This is a genomic window from Lacticaseibacillus pantheris DSM 15945 = JCM 12539 = NBRC 106106 (assembly GCF_001591865.1).
GTDB classification, from domain to species: domain Bacteria; phylum Bacillota; class Bacilli; order Lactobacillales; family Lactobacillaceae; genus Lacticaseibacillus; species Lacticaseibacillus pantheris.
Window position 1 is genome coordinate 1 of record NZ_BCVS01000047.1, and the last position, 17,896, is coordinate 17,896.

Here is a 17,896-nt window from a genome sequence, read left to right on the forward strand (position 1 = left end):
CAGAGTAGAGCAACTCGGTTAAAAAGCAGAGCATAAGTAGTCCCCACTTGTTCAGTTTGTGTAGGAGGACTAAGCTAGACCGTTTACCAAGATTACCACCAAATTGACGAGAACCCGCGAATGGCCTTTGGGACGGAGGGCACGTAAGCCGCATTCCCAAAGGCCACCCGCGTGTTCGTAACCACCTACTCCTTCACCCTAGTCCCCCACCTATGCCGAAGCTCATCTATCCAGCCGACGCCGTAGACAACCAAATTGGGCCAAGCATCGCCTAGCGAACAAATTATCACCATTAATAACCTTAAATCCGCCGAAAATGTTGCTATACCGCTTGCAAACACGTGTTCGTCATGCTATCTTGGAGACAAGAAACAAACAGGGGGACACATAAATATGGCTGAGCAGACCGTCAAGAAACGGTGGGTACAAATACTCACGAGCATCAACGACTCTATTTCTAACCGTGGCTACCCACCGACCGTTCGTGAAATCGGTGAGGCGGTTGGTTTGAGTTCCTCATCAACCGTTGCGGCCTACCTCCAAAAATTACTGGCAGCTCAACTCATTGCCAAGGATCCATCTAAGCCCCGCACTTTGGAGCTCACTCCCGCCGGTTACGACTACATTGGTATGTCCCCAGAAAAGGGTATCCCCCTCGTTGGTACCGTTGCGGCTGGTGTGCCCATCACCGCCACGCAAAACATTGAGGATTACTTCCCCATCCCCACAGGACTGAACTACGCCGAGGATGAGCTGTTCATGTTGCGCGTCCAGGGTGAATCCATGATCAAGATGGGCATTCTCAATGGTGATAAGCTCATTGTGCGTAAGCAAAGTGAAGCTGAAAACGGTCAAGTGGTGGTCGCAATGACCGAAGATGATGAGGCCACCGTTAAGCGTTTCTACCGTGAATCTGGTCGGGTACGACTCCACCCTGAAAATGATACTATGGCCGATATGTACTTCGACACGGTGACCATTTTGGGACTGGTCGTAGGGCTTTATCGCGATGAACTAGAATAACTTTCTCAACCGTAGTGGCGCGCAGACAACGCGTCACTTTTTGGTCCCTGCTTGCGCCTTCAAGGACCGCGTCCAAGCGGCAAGCCTCTGCGCTAATTAGCATCAATGAGATTTTGCTACACACAATATTAAAAAAAGATGTTGACACAGTCCCCGCGACGTTATAACCTAGGTTCAACAAGTTGTTACCCGCTACCCGTTCAGGAGGTCACATTATGCATCAACATACACAGACACAACTGAATAACTTTTTCTTCGGCTTTTTCGGATAGCGGTTCACACGTTGGATGTGAACCGCGCCTGGTTCACATCCATGAGGCCGAAGTTCTTAAGCACGTCATCGACTCGCCACATGGATTAACATTCATCCATGTGGCGATTTTGTTTTTCCGGAAAAACTAATGGCCAGCCACATGGATGAAAATCGTCCTGTGGCTGGCCATTTTCTGTTAATGGGTTCAACAACCCGTACCAAACATTCTGGAGGAATACATGATGAAGAAGTTAACCAAAGTAATTAGTACTGCCGTTGCGGTTGCGTCAATTGCCCTGCTGGCTGCTTGCGGCAAGAGCACAGCCAAGGCCGCGACCACCGATAAAACGATTAAAATTGGAATTTTGCAGCAGATTAATCAAACAGCTTTGGACGATGCCCGCAAAGGGTTCGTCGCCGAATTGGCTAAGCACGGATACAAAGAGGGCAAAAACCTCAAGCTAGATTACCTCAACGCTCAGGGCGACCAGAGTAACTTGAAAACCATGTCGCAGCGGTTGGCCAAAGATAAGAACACTTTGAACCTAGCTATTGCGACCTCGGCCGCACAGTCCATGCAGCAGGCCGACAGCAAGACACCGCTCCTGTTCACCGCCATCACTGATCCTAAGTCCGCTGGCCTGGCCACTAACTTGAAACACCCCGACAAGAATGCCACTGGTGTCACCGACATGGTTAACGTAGCCGGGCAAATTAAATTGCTGAAGAAGCTGGTTCCAAAGGCCAAAACTGTGGGCCTGCTCTACAACGCCGCTGAGGCCAACTCCGTGATGCAAATTAAACTCGCTAAGACTGCGCTGAAGGCTCAAGGGCTCAAGGTGGTCACCAAGACAGTCGCGTCCACCAACGACGTTTCCCAGACGACACAGGTACTCGCCAAGCAAGTCGACGCCATCTACGTACCCGCTGATAACACGGTAGCCGCAGCCATGGCTACCGTGGGTAAAGTCTCGGTTGCTACCAAGACCCCTGTAGTTGCCGCTGCTAGCACGATGGTCCAAGCTGGTGGTACCGCCACAAACGGTATCAGCTACAAGGAACTCGGTCGCCAAACTGCCAAGATGGCACTCAAAATCATTAAGGGCAAGACGCCTAAGCAACTAGCCGTTGAGTCTCCAGACAAGGTGAGCGTCGTGGTTAACCGGAACATGATGAAAAAATTGAACATTCCTGTAAGCCGCGTCAAATAAGGCGCGTCACCGGTTACAGCCGACCAAATTACCACTGACCGATCAAAAACATGTTGACTTTAAAATCCAATGAGGATATTCTTAGCCCTGTAATAAAAACTGCTATCAAGGAGTGTCGCTTATGTCTAACATTCGACGCATCAACTTGAATAACGCGTATTACTACGGCTATTACAGTTAGCGGTTTGCATCATGGATGCAAACCAGCTGGTTTGTATCCATGATGGCCGTAGCAATTTATAATGCTTACAACCGCCACATGGATCGAAGCAATTCGAACACGTGGCGTTTTCTATCTTCCGGAAGAGATAACTGGCCGGCCACGTGGACGCATTGCACCACGTGACCGGTCATTTTACTTTCCTGGGAGGGAATCAACATGAAGAAGTTCAAACAAATTATCGCCGTCGCCGCCACTTTGACCGCAGTTACCCTGCTGGCCGCCTGTGGCAAGAATAGTAGTTCCAGTAGCAGTGACAAAACCGTGAAAATCGGTGTCCTGCAGCTGGTTAGCCAAAGCGCGCTGGATGATGCGCGCAAGGGTTTTGAGCAGGAACTAGCCAAGGAAGGCTACAAGGATGGCAAGAACCTGAAGATTGACTACGTTAACGCTCAGGGCGACCAAAGTAATCTGAAAACCATGAGTCAGCAGTTGCAGAAGGACAAAAACGTGCTAAACCTAGCCATTGCCACCCCGGCTGCTCAGGCACTGCAAAAGCAGGATAGCAAAACGCCAATGCTCTTCACGGCCGTCACCGACCCTAAGTCGGCGGGCTTGGTCACCAACGTCACCCATCCCGATACCAACGCTACCGGGGTGACCGATAAGGTTGACACCGCCGCGCAAATTAAACTGCTACACAAAATGTTCCCGAAGGCCAAGAAGATTGGTCTGCTCTACAACGCGGCCGAGGAAAACTCCGTCGTACAGATTAAAACCGCTAAGAAGGTCATTAAGTCTCTGGGCCTGACGCCCGTTGAAAAGACGGTCGCCACTACCAACGACGTTCAGCAGACGGCTGCGGCTTTGGCCAAGCAATCCGACGCCATGTACATCCCCACCGATAACGTTTGTGCCGCGGCTATGAACACTATCGGCAAAGTCACTGAATCCGCCAAGGTACCGGTTGTAACCGCCGACGCAACGATGATCAAAAAGGCTGGGGTTGCCACCCGCGGGATTAGCTACAAGGAATTAGGCCGCCAGACCGCCAAGATGGCCGTCAAGATTATCAAGGGCAAGAAGGTCAAGGACCTGGCAGTAGAAAAGCCAGCCAAAACTGAACTCGTCACTGACGCTAAGCGCATGAAACTCTTCAACATTGATGCATCAACGCTGAAGTAATCCGTTCCACCAATTCGCACCAACAGAGAGAGGTTAATCATTATGGACATCGATATTCTGACATCAAGTGTGGCGCAGGGCTTCCTGTGGGCCATCATGGCAATTGGGGTGTACCTAACATTCCGCATTCTGGATATTGCCGACATGACCGCCGAGGGTAGTTTCCCTTTGGGGGCCGCAATCACCGCCCACGCCATCACGCAGGGCACTAATCCCGTCGTGGCAACGCTTATGGGCGCTGCCGGCGGGGCACTCGCCGGGTGGGTCTCAGGTATCATGACCACAAAGTTGCACATTCCCGACCTGCTATCAGGGATTTTAACCATGACCGGGTTGTACTCGGTTAACCTCTTCGTCATGGGCATGGCCAACGTTCCCTTGACTGGGGCCATGAAGACCGTCTTTAGCATGATCAGTATTGGCGATAGCACGACCACCACCATCGTAGTCGGCGGTGTCGTTATTGCCATTGTAATTATCCTGCTGGTGGCATTCTTCAACACCGAAATGGGGTTGGCTGCTCGTGCCGTGGGTAACAACGAGGACATGTCCGCCGCCAACGGTATTAACGCCGACGCCATGAAGATTATTGTCTACATGATTAGTAACGGTCTGATTGCCCTATCTGGTTCCCTCATGGCCCAAACTAACGGCTATGCGGATGTGTCCATGGGGATTGGTACCATTGTTATTGCCCTGGCTGGTATCATCATTGCCGAAATCCTGTTGCGTAACATCAGCTTTGGCAAACGTCTGCTGACCATCATTGTCGGTGCCATCATTTACCGACTTATTATCGCCATCGTGTTGGAGCTGGGTGTTGACGCCAACGCCCTCCGCCTGTTCTACGCATTGATGCTGACGCTCTTCCTGTCCCTGCCTTTGGTCCAAAAGAAAGTCGGCCAAATGCAGCAACGGCGGAAGAACAGTAAGTCCATGAAGGAGGATGATTAATATGAGCAAGGCAGTTTTAGAGGTCAAGCACCTACACCAGTACTTTGAAAAGGGTACGCCAAACGAAAACCACGCGCTCAAGGACATCAACCTCACACTGAACCAAGGCGACTTTGTGGCCATCATTGGTGGTAACGGGGCCGGTAAGTCCACACTGTTGAACAGCGTAGCGGGGTCACTCCCCGTGAATTACGGGCAGGTTAAGATTGACGGCCAGGACGTCACCTACCAGAACGTGAACAAGCGCGCAAAACTCATCAGCCGGGTATTCCAGGACCCCAAGCAGGGTACGGCCACGCTGCTAACGGTGGAGGAGAACCTCTCCCTCGCCCTCAAGCGCGGTAGTTGGCGCAACTTCTGGACGCGCGGTGTGAAGCACAACGAGCGCCAGTTGTTCAAAGCAAAGCTGACCAGCCTCGGCCTGGGCCTTGAAGACCGGCTGGGTGCGGAAATTGGTCTACTATCCGGTGGGCAACGGCAAGCAGTCACGCTGTTAATGGCGACCATCCTGCAGCCTTCCCTCCTACTACTGGATGAGCATACGGCGGCTTTGGACCCGCAGACCAGTGCCACCGTTATGGAACTAACCGACAAAATCGTGCAGGAGCAGCACCTGACCACCCTGATGATTACCCACAACATGGCCGACGCCCTCAAGTACGGCAACCGGTTGGTCATGTTGGATCACGGGCGCATCGTGGTGGATATTCAAGGAGATGAAAAGGCCGGCCTGACGGTGCCAGACTTGCTCGAGCTGTTCAAACAGCAGAGCGGCACCGAGCTCACCGATGACGCAGTATTGTTGAGCTAACGCCGTTTGTGCCTGACTTGGCGTACTACGTTGGAGGCGGCGAACGGTGGCCGCTGCCAGGGCGAAGACTACAACCGCATAACCCCCGCGGTTTCCGGCGCGAATTCAAGCCCCAAACAGCGGCCACCGTTCACCCCCTCCAACTACGTCCACCCAGTCATGCACAAACTAGTTACTGAAACGTATTAACTGATTAAAGTCTTGCCCACATCCACATCAACCAAAACAAAAATGGTGTCCTCGTGCTAACCAGATTCCACCGGTTAGGGTGAGGACACCATTTTCTGTTTATGCAGTTAACTTTGGCTAAATCAATCTACTGAATCACGTCACCGTCGTGCTTCTGGACTAGCCACCACTGGACGACGCCGTCAATAGCCGCCTTAATTTGATCGTACGGCAACGTTTTATTACACATAACAACGACCGCATTCTTACCATCTGGCGTGATCCGAACAAATGCTTCAAAACCATATCCGTACCCATTAGCGTACAGATAATTCGTGCCGTCATGATAGTAGCCACCGCTATACATCACGCTATCACGAGGACCGTACAATGCTTGCGATTCGCCTGCACTAAGCAACTTACCATTTAACAGACTACTCTCGATACGGTATAAGTCACCAGGTGTCATGAATATTTGACCTGTGCCTAATTCACTTTGTATCTGCCCCTTTAACATTTTATATGGCTTAGAATAGTCTTCTGGACTGGACGTATTATAACCTTGTGCACTACTTTGCCCCGTTAAGGTCGCATCGGCCATGTGTGTGCCTTTTAACCCCAACGGCCGCGCTATTGTTTGCATAAACAAATCAGCATAACTTTTTCGCGTTACCCTTTCAATAATGCCTGCCAGCAACGTAAAGTTGACCGGCTGATACGACCATTTGCCATGCTGCATAGCATTATATTTTAGGCTCTCAATCGCACTTTGAACCACCTCTGCGTCACTCATATCTTTATTCGGAGTGTGTAACGAGTCCGGTGCACTCAGCCCCGACGTCATGTCCAACATCTGCCGAATCGTAATGTCCTGACTACCAGGAATCTGCGGGTAAAAGTCGCTCAGGTGACTGTTAAACGACAGCTTGCCCGAACGAATCGTGCGCATCACTAACGCCGCCGTCAGATTCTTCTGCACCGAATCAATTTCATAACTGACGTTGGGACTGTTCTTCACACCCTTACCATCATCGGCCATCCCGTGACTGTACTGACCAACCACGTGGCCATTCTGCACAATAATGGCGGTGCCAGAAAAGGACATTGGTTTCAGCTTGGCAACCAACAATTGGTTGGCGGCAGCCGACTGCGTGTAGCCGTACAGACGGCTGGCTGTCGGTTGCGCGCCGGCTTTGCTTTTACTCCGCTGACTGGTGCGTAGGTCATGATGAACTAACTGGTGCCGAATTATCAGTGCGCCGTCAATGGCCAGCAGCACTACAATAATGCTCCACAGGGTAATAAACCACCGTTTACTGCCGCCCATTTACGCCCACCCCCGTCGGTGACAGCGTCTGCTGCCAGGTCTTCGTCAGGAAGCGATTTTGAATGTTGTATTGCGGCTCAACCTGTTTCTGTTCCAAGAACGGTTTCACCGCCCCATCCACTGCCAGCCAGCCGCGCCAACCTAAGTGAATCGTGTCCTGCATAAAGTATTGCTCATCACCATCACGGCTCAAATCGAGTACGTGATTGAAACCTTGGGAAGACAATTGGTACTTAATCTTAGCCACGGTCTGCTGCATCATGCTTTGGGATAGTCCCGTGTACCGCGCCCAGCGGCCGTTAACCGGCGGAATGACAAACAGAACCTGGGTGTTATGCTCGGCAAACTGGTTTAGCACAAGTTCGAGGTCACTATACTCCGGCGACTGCCGGTAATCGTAGCCGCTCTGGCTCCCACGTAGTCTGCCCAACTGACCGTGCCCCAAGCGCTCACGGAAAAAGTGGCTGTCGATGCCCAACTCGTTGCCCCGAGTACCGGCCTTGCCCAGCTCGTTGGCCCGCTGCGTTAACTCCTGCACGTTATCGTGAGCGGGTAACTGCTTGGCAGCCTTATCAATCCGCGGCAAGTTATTCCGCAGCTGGAACCGCGAGAATAGTGCATCCTCATTGGTTAATATTTGTCGGCGGATAGCCAGTAACCGCCGCTGGTTCGTGGTCAACTTTTGCCCAGCCGCAATACGCAGTAGCGCATCTGCAATCACCCCGCCGTTCTTACCGGAGGGCATACTCAAGATGCGTTGAGCCGCATAACGGTTTGCAGCGGTGTTGTGTGCATGCTGTAACCAAACAATCGTATCCAAAGGTGAATAATAGTAGTCAAACGCGGATGCCTGTTGTCCCTTGGGCGTGAACCACTGTGGGGACACGATAAACACCACTTTGCTGGGGGCCTTATGCGCTAACAGAGTCTGGCTGCTCAAAAACTGGGTCAACGACTGCGTACCTGGTGCCCCCATGAGGAGCGGCCGGTAATTACGCTTGTACTTCGTCGCCAACACGGACGGGTGCAACGGATCCATGCGGGATAACTCTGAGGACCCCATAAACGGTACGTACCCCTCGCTCACTGCCTGCCGTTTGATGCGTTCACCCAAGAACACGTCGGGCGACATCGACACGGCGGCGCGATTAACCGTGGACTGGCTCAAGGGACCATAATGCCACGGTATGACGAGGCCACCCGCCAGCAAGGCACCGGCAATAATGACCGGGCCGAGAATGTGCCATAACTTGCGCCGGCTACTCATTGTAGCTTGGCCTCAACCTGGTCAACAATCTTCTGTGGCGTGTCCCACTGTGACCGGTCGAATTCAGAAACGGGAATATCGATATCCAGCTGGTTGGTTAGTTCCAACACCAGTTGGACGGTGTCCATGGAGTCCATCAACGCCGTATCAAAGAGGTTAACGTTCATGTCACCACTCACGTCTTCACCCGTTAAGTCCTCTAAAATTGCTAAAACTGTTGCCTTTGCATCCATTATTATTTACCTCATTCCGTGTGTAAACCAAAGTGTATTTAAGAATCCTGAGAATATTAAGAAGCTGAAGCAGACGACGTTAAACGTCACCACGATGGCTAAAGCCTGGGTCCAGCGGTTGTGCGGTAGTTGCTTGCGATGTCGTTTCTTGTACCGCAGCCAGATATCGTTAATGATAATCGCGCCGGCATGGAACAGGCCGTACACGATGTAATACCAAGTCACACCGTGCCAGAAGCCCATGATCAGAAAGTTCACCAGGTAAGCAACCTGTGACACGTGCACGCGGTTCTTCACCAACTTATGCTTCATGATGAAGAAGGTTGTCCGCATAAACACAAAGTCGCGGAACCAGAACGATAGGGTCATGTGCCAACGGTTCCAAAAGTCCTTGATGTTCAGGGCCCTAAACGGCTGGTTAAAGTTCACCGGCGTGTCGATGCCCATAAGGTTGCTGACCCCGACGGCGAACAGGCTGTAGCCCGCAAAGTCGAAGAACAAATACATGCTGTACACATACATATAACCGACGAGCGGCCACGATAATCCGAGGCCAAAGAATGCACCTCGCTGCGCCAGTGCCGCTTGCGCCACGGACGGCAGCATGACCGAACCAAAGAGGTAGCCAAGCACAAACTTGTACAGCAGGCCCAAGAAGATGCTGTGCACCCCTTTGCCCACCATATACAGGTAGTCGGACTGGCTCGGCGCCTCGGTGTAATCCTTCTGGAAGCGGCGGAATCGGTCAATCGGTCCCGACGAAACTGTAGGGAAGAACAACAGGAACCGCACAAAGTCCCAAATAGGCATCGTTTTAATGGTTGCGTCACGTAATTCCATAATGACCTGGACGGCCTTAAACGATAGGTAACTGACACCCAGGAAGCCCCACCACGAGTTGTGCCCTCCAGTAATCGCTGGGGTTAACTTGACCAGCACCAACGGGATGATGCTGACGATTACGGTAACGATAAACACCCACGTAGCGTTATGCTGCCGACGATAACGCGCATATACCTGCACCAGGACGACCTGCCAGATCATGTACACAATCAAGGCCACGCCCTGGTGCCACTTGTTGCCGCCAAAGATGAGCACGAGCACCGCCGCACTCAAAATGGCTTCGTATATTTGCAAACGCCGGCCGTAGAACAGGCCCACCATGAGCGGAATCAGCGCCAGGACGAGCCAAACAAAGTACATGGGGTTGGCGTATGGCTGTACGTTAATCATGATGGGTTCGCCTCACCAATTAGTTGCTTAATGGCCACCTTCCCGTTAGCGGTCATTGGTAACTCGTCGCGGTATACAAACCGCTGCGGTAACATGTAGCTCATCATACGGCTACCTAAGTACTCCTTGGTCGCCTTAGTAGCGCTGATGTGGTCCTCAAACTGCCCCTCATCCAACACTACGTACGCCAGGAGTTGCCGGACCTTGTGGTTGCGGTCGTACTGTGGCACCGCCACCCCGTGCTCAATCCACGGCACCTGGTTGAGGAAGTGGTTCACCTCTTCCAACTCGATACGGTAACCGTTGAGTTTAATCTGAAAGTCGGTGCGCCCGCGGTAGAACACTAGACCGTCCTCCGCAATAAAGCCCAAGTCCCCCGTATGGTAGGACTGCTGGCCGTTACTTTGCTCAAACACCGCCGCGGTTTTGTCGGGACGGTTGAGGTATCCGCGCGAAACGCTGGGACCCGTAAGCAGTAGCTCGCCCTCAGTCTGGCCGTTAACCGTCCGCTCCGTGCCCGGAACGAGTGTAATCTGCGTATCCGCTTTGGCGTAACCAATCGGCAACCGGTCGTATTGATCCAAAACGGCCTGAGTAACCTGAATTGCGGATACCGCTACGGTCGCTTCGGTGGGCCCGTACGTGTTAAACAGCCGCACATCGGGGAAGCGTGCTAGCACCTTGGCCGCGGTCTGGTGGGTCAGCTCCTCCCCACAGAAGAAGATGTGGGTCAGGTCGGGATAGTGCGCCGCGTCAAACTTGGGTTCCATCAAGCAAATGTCCATGAACGATGGTGTGGAAACCCACACGTTGACGGGTACCTGTGGCAAAGCCATGAATAAGTCCTTCAAGTTTTCCGTCGTTTCGCGTGGCAGCACGCGCACCGTGCCGCCGGCCAATAACGTCGGGTACAAGTCCATCACGGACAGGTCAAATGAATACGGCGCCTGCGAGAGGCTGATGGGCGTATCGGGGAGCTCAAAGGTAGCCATCCAGTCAGTGAAACTTTGTAGGTTATCGTGACTAATCTGTACACCCTTGGGCTGACCCGTCGTCCCGGACGTAAAGATGATGTAGAACGTCTCATCACCAGCCACGTATTGTGGTCGTACCTGGGTGTCGGGCGTATTCAAAATGAGCTTCAAAGCTACAGCGCTGACGGTATCCACGTCTAGATCGATCGGCAGATCTTGCACCGCAATCACCAGACTGGGCTGCGCGATCGCGTTAATCATGGTCAGCCGGTCGTTGGGCGAGTGGGTATCCACGGGAATGTACGGGTGCCCGGATTTCACGCACCCGAGAAATGTGGCTACGCTGGTAAAGGTTTGGTCACAGTACACCATGATGGGTGACTGGGCCGGTAAGTTGCGGGCCATAATGTAGTCCGCCAATGCATCACTATACTGCTTCAGCTCGCCATACGTGTTAATGTGACCCAGGTTGTCATAGGCAATCCGGTTAGGATACTTGGCCGCCAGTTGGTCAATGGTCGCTACAATGTTTGTCATTGTGCCGCTCCTTTTTCGTTAGGTAAAATTACTGTGTGCGTTGCTGCAACCACCATCGACATCGGTGGCGGGGCCGTCACACACTAAAATTCGTTATAAATAAAATGGCTATTACTAATCCCCCGGTAGCTGTACAAGTACACCAGCAACAGCATGATGAGTAAGTACAGAACCGTGCGGGCTATAAACGAAACGGTTGGTCGTGCCAACCACTGCCGAATACGTTGCGTTGTCGTCACCCTCTTCACGCGTCATGTTAAATGCGTCGCTCTAGTTTTTGGCGCCAAATAAATAGGCTCCGAGCTTACCTCCATTGTAAGGAGATACTCTCGAAGCCCGCTACCTATAAGTTCTAAACTTAAGATGAGAATTTCTCAGATAACGTTTTCGTTTTTACCAGGTAACGTCACCACAAACCGCGTGCCCCGTGGCTTGTTATCTGCAATCGTAACGTCGCCGTCATTAAGCTCCACAATCTTCTGTACGATTGCCAAACCCAGACCGGTGCCCGCCACCTTCTTTGACCGCGAGGAATCCACCCGGTAGAACCGGTCGAACACCTTGGGCTTCTCGTCGTCGGGGATACCCACACCGTTATCACTCACCATCAACGTCACGCGAGGTCCCGTTTCAAGTAGCACCACGTCAATCACGGAGTCAGCAGCCGAGTACTTGTGCGCGTTCATGACCAATGCTGACAAAATCTGGTCAACGCTGTCGGCATTGACGTACGCTTCCGCGTGGGCCGGAACCTGTAGCCGGATGGTCTGCGACACCTGCGGCTGCAGTTGCGCCACACCTTTGCTAATCACGGAGACCAAATCGACGTTGCTCCGCTGCAACTCTGCCTGATCCATCCGGGACAGCTGCAACAAACTCTCAATCAAGTGCTGCATCTTGAGTGATTCCCCGTCAATCGCAGTCAGTGAGTCGGGAATAATCTCCGGATGGTCCCGTCCATGCCGTTGCACCAGCGCCACGTGCCCGCGAATGCCCGCAATCGGGGTGCGCAGCTCGTGCGACGCGTCAGACACAAACTGGCGGTTACGCAACACTTGTTGGTTCAACGACTGGAGTAGCCGGTTAAACTCAATGCTGAGATTATGCACTTCATCCGGCGTGTCCGGAACCGGCAGCGTTTCCTGATAATTAGTCTGATCGGCATTAACAATGTTTTGCGCGGCCGTGGTCAGCCCCAACAACGGTTCGTTGAGTTTGCGGGCCAGTACGTAAATTACGGGGATCCCAATCGCCAGCCCCATAATGGTGATACCCACAATGGTCACAAACAGCGTTCGGAACAGTGCCAACACGTTATTCAGGCTGACCCAAATCTCGTAATGCACGTCCTCACCATCACGTTGATTCCAGGATGACGCCCGGTAATACACACCCACTTTGCTCTGGTAACGGATGTTGATGTTCTTCAGTAGCCGGGCACTCCGCCAATCGTCACGCAAAAACCTACGTGTATGCCGGGAGTAGAAGGTCCGGACGTGCTTATCACCGCGGTAGGCCCGCACGCGGACAAACGTTGTGCTGGTATTGAGCGAGCTGGTGGCCGTCCAATAATCCCAATCGGGTTTATCGTCCGCCGCGAAGGAGCGCTTCAGGGCCGTCATGGTGTTGGCCGTATTCTCGTAACGGCTGTGGACCATGTTAATACCAACCACCGTAATGGTCGCAAATCCGACCACCACCATCAGGGAGATGAGCAAAGTGGCGTATGCCCGCGCCATCCGCCCCGAACTAGTCGTCGGCCGTGCGCGGCGCCTCACGCGGTCACCTCGCTCGGCAACGTGTAGCCCACACCACGGATGGTCTGAATCCGCGGCACGTCCGCGAAGTCCTTCATCTTGGTGCGCAGGTAACGAATGTACACATCTACAATGTTAACCTGACCCTCAAAGCTGTCACCCCAAACCGCGTCCAAGAGTTCGTCGCGCGTCATGGTCTCACCGACTTTGCGCATCAGCACCGCCAGCAGTGCCGCCTCACGTTGGGTCAGCTGCACGCTCACACCGTCCGCGGTTGCCTGCCGGGATTTCGTATCCAGCACCAAGTTAGCCACCTGCAACTGGCGTTTGCCACCCCGCCGGTCCTCGCGCCGCAAAATGACGCGGATACGGGCTAACAACTCCTCAATCTCAAACGGTTTGGTGATGTAGTCGTCGGCGCCGTTATCCAGGCCGGCGACCCGGTCGCCCACATAATCACGGGCAGTCATCATGATGATGGGAATATCGCTCACTTTGCGAATACGCCGCATCACCTCGAGGCCGTCCAGTCGCGGTAACATCCAGTCCAAGATGATCAGGTCGATACTCGATTGATCGTGGTTGAACGTATCCCACGCCGTTAACCCGTCGTTGGCAACTTCCACGGCGTAACCTTCAAATTGTAATTCGGGACGCAAAAAGGTAATCATGCTGTCCTCATCGTCCACCAATAAAATTTTTTTCAAAACACTGCCCCCAGATAGCTAGCGTGTCATCGATATTATTACCTACATATAACAGCATACCGAATTTACGGCTAAACTCATCATACTTGAGGCGTAATTTGGCGATTCTCAACGCAAAATTTAGCATTTTGTTGTCTAATAGTGGTAAGCGTTGATTCGCTTTTGGTCACGCTTATTGTGGTAGGTCGAAACCCTGAGCCCGTAAAATTGCCCCAATGTCGTCGCGGTGGTGCATACTATCGACCAGGTGCTGCTGAATGTATTGCGTGTAGGTATTATCCTTCGCGTTCGTGGCCCGGCCAGCGTAGTACTTTTTGATAGTGGTATCATAGTCGCGTAGTGCCTCTGCATCAATATGTGGGTACTTGTCCACCCCAACCACGGCGCTCCGGGGCCACCGGGGCTTGATTGCCGGGACGTCGGCGGGCACCCCCACTTTGAGTCCCAACAACGGGAACGTGTAGCGGGGCAGGTGCAACAACTCGATCATCCGCCGCGGGTCGTTCAGCACGCTCCCCAGGTAGACCGTGCCCAGCCCGCTGCGTTCGGCCGCGGCCACCATATTTTGGGCGGCCAAAGTCGCATCGAAAACGCAGCCCAGCAGCGCGTCCCAGTTGGTTAACTGGTGCAAGTCACCATGAACAGACTCAACGAGCCGCACGTTACGAGCTTGGTCCAGCACGAAGACGTATAGCTGACCCGGACCAGCCACGTAGTCATACGTGGTTACGGCCGCAATTTGCCGTTTTAATTCCGGGTCACTGACCCGAATCAGGCTAAACTGCTGCATAAATTTACTGGTAGCCGTTGCCTGGGCAATGGCCTCGAGGGTCCGTAGTTGCTCCTCACTGAGGGCAACGTCCGCAAACTGGCGGACGGAACGGTGTTGCAAAGCCGCTGATTCGATTTTACTCAAAGTTACTCACACTCTTTCATATAGTTAGAAGGTTTATCTATGCATCATAACACGATTCCCCAAAACATCACCGTGCGTGGGGCCCACGTCAATAACCTCAAAAACGTTGACGTTGACATCCCCCTCCACCAACTAGTCGCCATAACCGGCCGTAGCGGTTCGGGTAAATCATCTTTGGCTATGGGCGTCCTCTACGCTGAGGGGATGCGGCGTTACGTCAGCGCGTTGTCGACGTACACCCGGCGGCGTCTCGGGCAGACAAGTCGTGCGGCGGTGGACACAATCGAGCATATTCCTAGCGCCATTGCTTTGCGTCAACGGCCAGTGGTGCCAGGAATCCGTTCGACCGTGGGGACCACAACTGAGGCACTCAACGTGGTGCGCCTCATGTTCTCCCGTCTAGGTTCACCCCGCTGTCCGAACGGCCACCAGGTGCCGCCAACACTGGGCATTGCGCAAAGTATGGACCGGCCCAATGACGGCGTCAGCCACATGGGCGAGATTATTTGCCCCGTATGTGGTGTCCACTTCCAGGCGTACTCCGCGGAGGACTTTGCTTTTAATTCCGCGGGCGCCTGCCCCACATGTGGTGGAACCGGCCAGGCAAAGACTTTGGCGACCAACCGCCTCATCCCCGACCCCACGAAAACTATTCGTGAGGGCGCGGTGGCGTCGTGGCGGTTACCCGGACGGAACTTCATGCACATCGTGGCTGAGCAAATTGGCATTAATATTGACGTACCGTTTCAAGACCTTCCCAAAGAACAACAGGACATGGTGTGGCACGGGCCACGGAAAAAGTACGCCATCAACATCCCGAGCAAAACCGGCAAGATTTTCCACATGGACAACGCGCAGTTCGAGAACGCCTTTAACGCCGTTGAGGACAGCATGGCCACCACTACCAACGAGCGGGCAATTGCGCGCCTTAACCGTTTCTATGAATTTGGCACGTGTCCCACCTGTCACGGGGCACGGTTCAAAGTCGAGTTGTTGACGCAACAGCTGGCCGGTAAGAACATCGCGGAGGTCAGCGACCTCACTCTCACGGAGCTACGGAAATTCATCCCCACCGTGTACGCATGGTTACCCGCGGACATGCAATCGCTCGCTGAGGACATCATTAGTGAATTGGACCAAATTATGCGTCCTCTCACTGAACTGGGGTTAGGCTACTTAACGCTAGCGCGGGTCGGTGCCTCTTTATCCACTGGGGAACTGCAACGCATTCAACTTTCCCGGACCCTGCGCACCCAGACAACCGGCGTCCTGTACGTTCTCGATGAGCCATCAATTGGTTTGCACCCCGCCAACGTCAAGGGGTTAATCGACGTGATGCACAGTCTAGTTGACCAGGGCAACTCGGTGATTGTCGTGGACCACGACACCGCCATTATCAATGCTGCCGATACAGTCTTGGAGATTGGACCAGCGGCAGGTGCGGAAGGTGGACGGTTGATCAATCAGGGCACACCGGACGCAGTTGCTGCTGCGCCCCACTCACTCATTGGCCCGTTTCTTAATGGCAGTGCCCAGCTAGTCGTGCGGCCCACGGCGCTCAACCATGAGGACGACTTCCACAAACACTTTGGGCTCACCGTCACGGATCGCTTCAACCTGCACAACGTTCACGCCGACTTTCCGGTTAACCAATTCTCCGTCGTGAGCGGCTTCTCGGGCGCGGGCAAGTCTACTTTGGTCTTCGACGCCCTTGTACCCGCACTAACGGCCACGAAGGCGCACCCCGCACCCAGCTTTGTACGCGATGTTCAACGGGGCGGCGTACGGCGGGTCGTAGCCATTGACGCCACGCCGGTCGGCAAGAACATTCGCTCGACGGTTGCTACCTACACTAACATTCTCGACAACCTCCGGGTTCTGTATGCAGACCAACCGGCGGCCAAAGAACGGCAGTATACCGCGAGCCACTTTTCTTACAACGTAAAGGCCGGGGCGTGCCCCACCTGTGGCGGTACCGGCGTCATCAGTTTGGACATTCAGTACCTGCCGGACATGCAGCAAACCTGCCCCACTTGTGGCGGGCGACGCTTCAACCCTGACGTCCTCACCGTCAAGTGGCACAGCTACAGCATTGCTGACCTCCTCGACCTGTCCGTGGATGACGCCATGACGACGTTGGCGGACATCCCCGCGGTTGCCAAGACGTTACAGACATTGCACGACATGGGGTTAGGCTACTTACATTTGGGTGAAAGTACGCCCACCCTGTCTGGTGGTGAGGCGCAGCGCCTCAAGCTCACAGCGCACATGGGTCGGAGTCAGCAAGGTACCCTCTTCGTCTTTGACGAACCGTCAGTTGGTTTGCACCCGTTAGACGTGCAGGTGTTGCTCGGCGTGTTCCAGCGGCTCCTTGACCAGGGGGGCACCGTACTGGCCATCGAACACGACCTCGACGTGTTAGCGAACGCCGACTACGTTTTGGATCTGGGGCCAGGTGGTGGCAGCGAAGGTGGACAAATTGTTGCGAGTGGTACACCATACCAGGTAGCCATGAGCACTGGTGGCCATACCGGGCAGTACCTGGCGGCCCACAGACAGCACTTCCACGTGCACTAAAAAGGACGCCCATTGGTACGGGCGTCCGGCAATTCAATTATTCTGCGTCTTCAAATTCACGCTTGATGGCGAGTGGTTTGAGGCTCCAGGCGGCAATCAAGGCCAGGATGGCGATTGCTAGGGTGCCGTAGCCGAGGAACTTCCATTCCCAGGTGATGCCAATCATGTAAACATGCGCTAACACCAGCAAGACGGTGCCACCGACCCAGTCGACGAGGAAGCGTACGCCACGGGAGCGGGCACGGCCATCGAGGACGGTCAGGACCATGATGCTAAAGGTAAAGATGACGCCGAAGCTGATGGTGCTCCACTTTTCCATGAAGGTGCTAGGGGTGGTGGCGTACCAGCAACCGGTGATGACAATCAGGGCCACGACGATCATGGCGATGACAATATTCCGGGCGCTCTTTTTAGTGTTATTGACAGTTGTATGTGCAGCGTGTTTACTCATTTGTTTCACCTCGTTAAGGCAAAGTGTACCAAACATTGGGGTGACACGCACGGCTTGGGGGAGTTTGTAATGAGTTTTAAATATTTGGAGAGAGCGGAGCCCCGCGTTCAGAAACTGGAGTGTAACTTGCTACGGCGGTGAAGCCCGGGCTT

At 53.6% G+C, this 17,896-nt stretch carries 16 protein-coding genes; 6 read left to right on the forward strand and 10 right to left on the reverse strand.

From position 1 onward, the window contains the following. Positions 1-393: 393 nt before the first annotated feature. The 5 genes from lexA (at position 394) to LPA02S_RS06405 (ending at position 5,597) form a co-directional block, all read left to right on the forward strand. Positions 394-1,023 (forward strand): transcriptional repressor LexA, encoded by a 630-nt coding sequence (gene lexA / locus LPA02S_RS06385; protein WP_054649732.1) that lies wholly within the window; start codon positions 394-396, stop codon positions 1,021-1,023. A gap of 495 nt (positions 1,024-1,518) precedes the next feature. Continuing rightward, complete coding sequence (locus tag LPA02S_RS06390) at positions 1,519-2,487, forward strand: ABC transporter substrate binding protein (RefSeq protein WP_420835949.1); 969 nt, start codon at positions 1,519-1,521, stop codon at positions 2,485-2,487. Between the two features lie 379 nt (positions 2,488-2,866). Continuing rightward, complete coding sequence (locus LPA02S_RS06395) at positions 2,867-3,832, forward strand: ABC transporter substrate-binding protein (protein WP_056956261.1); 966 nt, start codon at positions 2,867-2,869, stop codon at positions 3,830-3,832. 48 nt (positions 3,833-3,880) lie between these two features. Then, positions 3,881-4,786, forward strand: coding sequence for an ABC transporter permease (locus tag LPA02S_RS06400; protein WP_054649774.1), 906 nt, complete (start codon positions 3,881-3,883; stop codon positions 4,784-4,786). A 1-nt stretch (position 4,787) separates the two neighbouring features. Continuing rightward, positions 4,788-5,597, forward strand: a complete 810-nt coding sequence (locus LPA02S_RS06405) for an ABC transporter ATP-binding protein (RefSeq protein WP_056956263.1) — start codon at positions 4,788-4,790, stop codon at positions 5,595-5,597. Between the two features lie 316 nt (positions 5,598-5,913). Here LPA02S_RS06405 and LPA02S_RS06410 read toward each other — a convergent pair whose 3' ends face one another. From LPA02S_RS06410 to LPA02S_RS06450, 9 genes are all read right to left on the reverse strand, one after another. Next, positions 5,914-7,092 (reverse strand): serine hydrolase domain-containing protein, encoded by a 1,179-nt coding sequence (locus LPA02S_RS06410; protein ID WP_054649730.1) that lies wholly within the window; start codon positions 7,090-7,092, stop codon positions 5,914-5,916. After that, positions 7,079-8,359 (reverse strand): D-alanyl-lipoteichoic acid biosynthesis protein DltD, encoded by a 1,281-nt coding sequence (dltD, locus tag LPA02S_RS06415; protein WP_056956264.1) that lies wholly within the window; start codon positions 8,357-8,359, stop codon positions 7,079-7,081. Before dltD ends, LPA02S_RS06410 begins: the two co-directional genes overlap by 14 nt. Next, on the reverse strand, positions 8,356-8,592 hold the full coding sequence (gene dltC / locus LPA02S_RS06420; protein ID WP_054649728.1) for a D-alanine--poly(phosphoribitol) ligase subunit DltC: 237 nt from the start codon (positions 8,590-8,592) through the stop codon (positions 8,356-8,358). Before dltC ends, dltD begins: the two co-directional genes overlap by 4 nt. 6 nt (positions 8,593-8,598) lie before the next feature. After that, complete coding sequence (dltB, locus tag LPA02S_RS06425) at positions 8,599-9,825, reverse strand: D-alanyl-lipoteichoic acid biosynthesis protein DltB (RefSeq protein WP_054649726.1); 1,227 nt, start codon at positions 9,823-9,825, stop codon at positions 8,599-8,601. Next, on the reverse strand, positions 9,822-11,336 hold the full coding sequence (gene dltA / locus LPA02S_RS06430) for a D-alanine--poly(phosphoribitol) ligase subunit DltA (RefSeq protein WP_054649724.1): 1,515 nt from the start codon (positions 11,334-11,336) through the stop codon (positions 9,822-9,824). Before dltA ends, dltB begins: the two co-directional genes overlap by 4 nt. Before the next feature lie 83 nt (positions 11,337-11,419). Further along, positions 11,420-11,575 carry a teichoic acid D-Ala incorporation-associated protein DltX gene (locus LPA02S_RS06435; protein WP_061777620.1) on the reverse strand — a complete coding sequence of 52 codons (156 nt, stop codon included), beginning with the start codon at positions 11,573-11,575 and terminating at the stop codon, positions 11,420-11,422. A 135-nt stretch (positions 11,576-11,710) separates the two neighbouring features. Beyond that, positions 11,711-13,114: a sensor histidine kinase gene (locus LPA02S_RS06440; RefSeq protein ID WP_156302067.1), complete on the reverse strand. Its 1,404-nt coding sequence runs from the start codon at positions 13,112-13,114 to the stop codon at positions 11,711-11,713. After that, the gene (locus LPA02S_RS06445; RefSeq protein WP_225354982.1) at positions 13,111-13,800 is read right to left on the reverse strand and encodes a response regulator transcription factor; all 690 of its coding nucleotides are present in this window, start codon (positions 13,798-13,800) and stop codon (positions 13,111-13,113) included. Before LPA02S_RS06445 ends, LPA02S_RS06440 begins: the two co-directional genes overlap by 4 nt. 172 nt (positions 13,801-13,972) lie before the next feature. Next, positions 13,973-14,716: a nitroreductase family protein gene (locus LPA02S_RS06450; protein WP_054649720.1), complete on the reverse strand. Its 744-nt coding sequence runs from the start codon at positions 14,714-14,716 to the stop codon at positions 13,973-13,975. A gap of 39 nt (positions 14,717-14,755) precedes the next feature. Between LPA02S_RS06450 and LPA02S_RS06455 the strand changes: the two genes are divergently transcribed. Further along, positions 14,756-17,293 carry an excinuclease ABC subunit UvrA gene (locus tag LPA02S_RS06455; RefSeq protein WP_056956267.1) on the forward strand — a complete coding sequence of 846 codons (2,538 nt, stop codon included), beginning with the start codon at positions 14,756-14,758 and terminating at the stop codon, positions 17,291-17,293. A gap of 37 nt (positions 17,294-17,330) precedes the next feature. Here LPA02S_RS06455 and LPA02S_RS06460 read toward each other — a convergent pair whose 3' ends face one another. Next, positions 17,331-17,744, reverse strand: a complete 414-nt coding sequence (locus LPA02S_RS06460) for a hypothetical protein (protein ID WP_054649718.1) — start codon at positions 17,742-17,744, stop codon at positions 17,331-17,333. Positions 17,745-17,896: the final 152 nt, after the last annotated feature.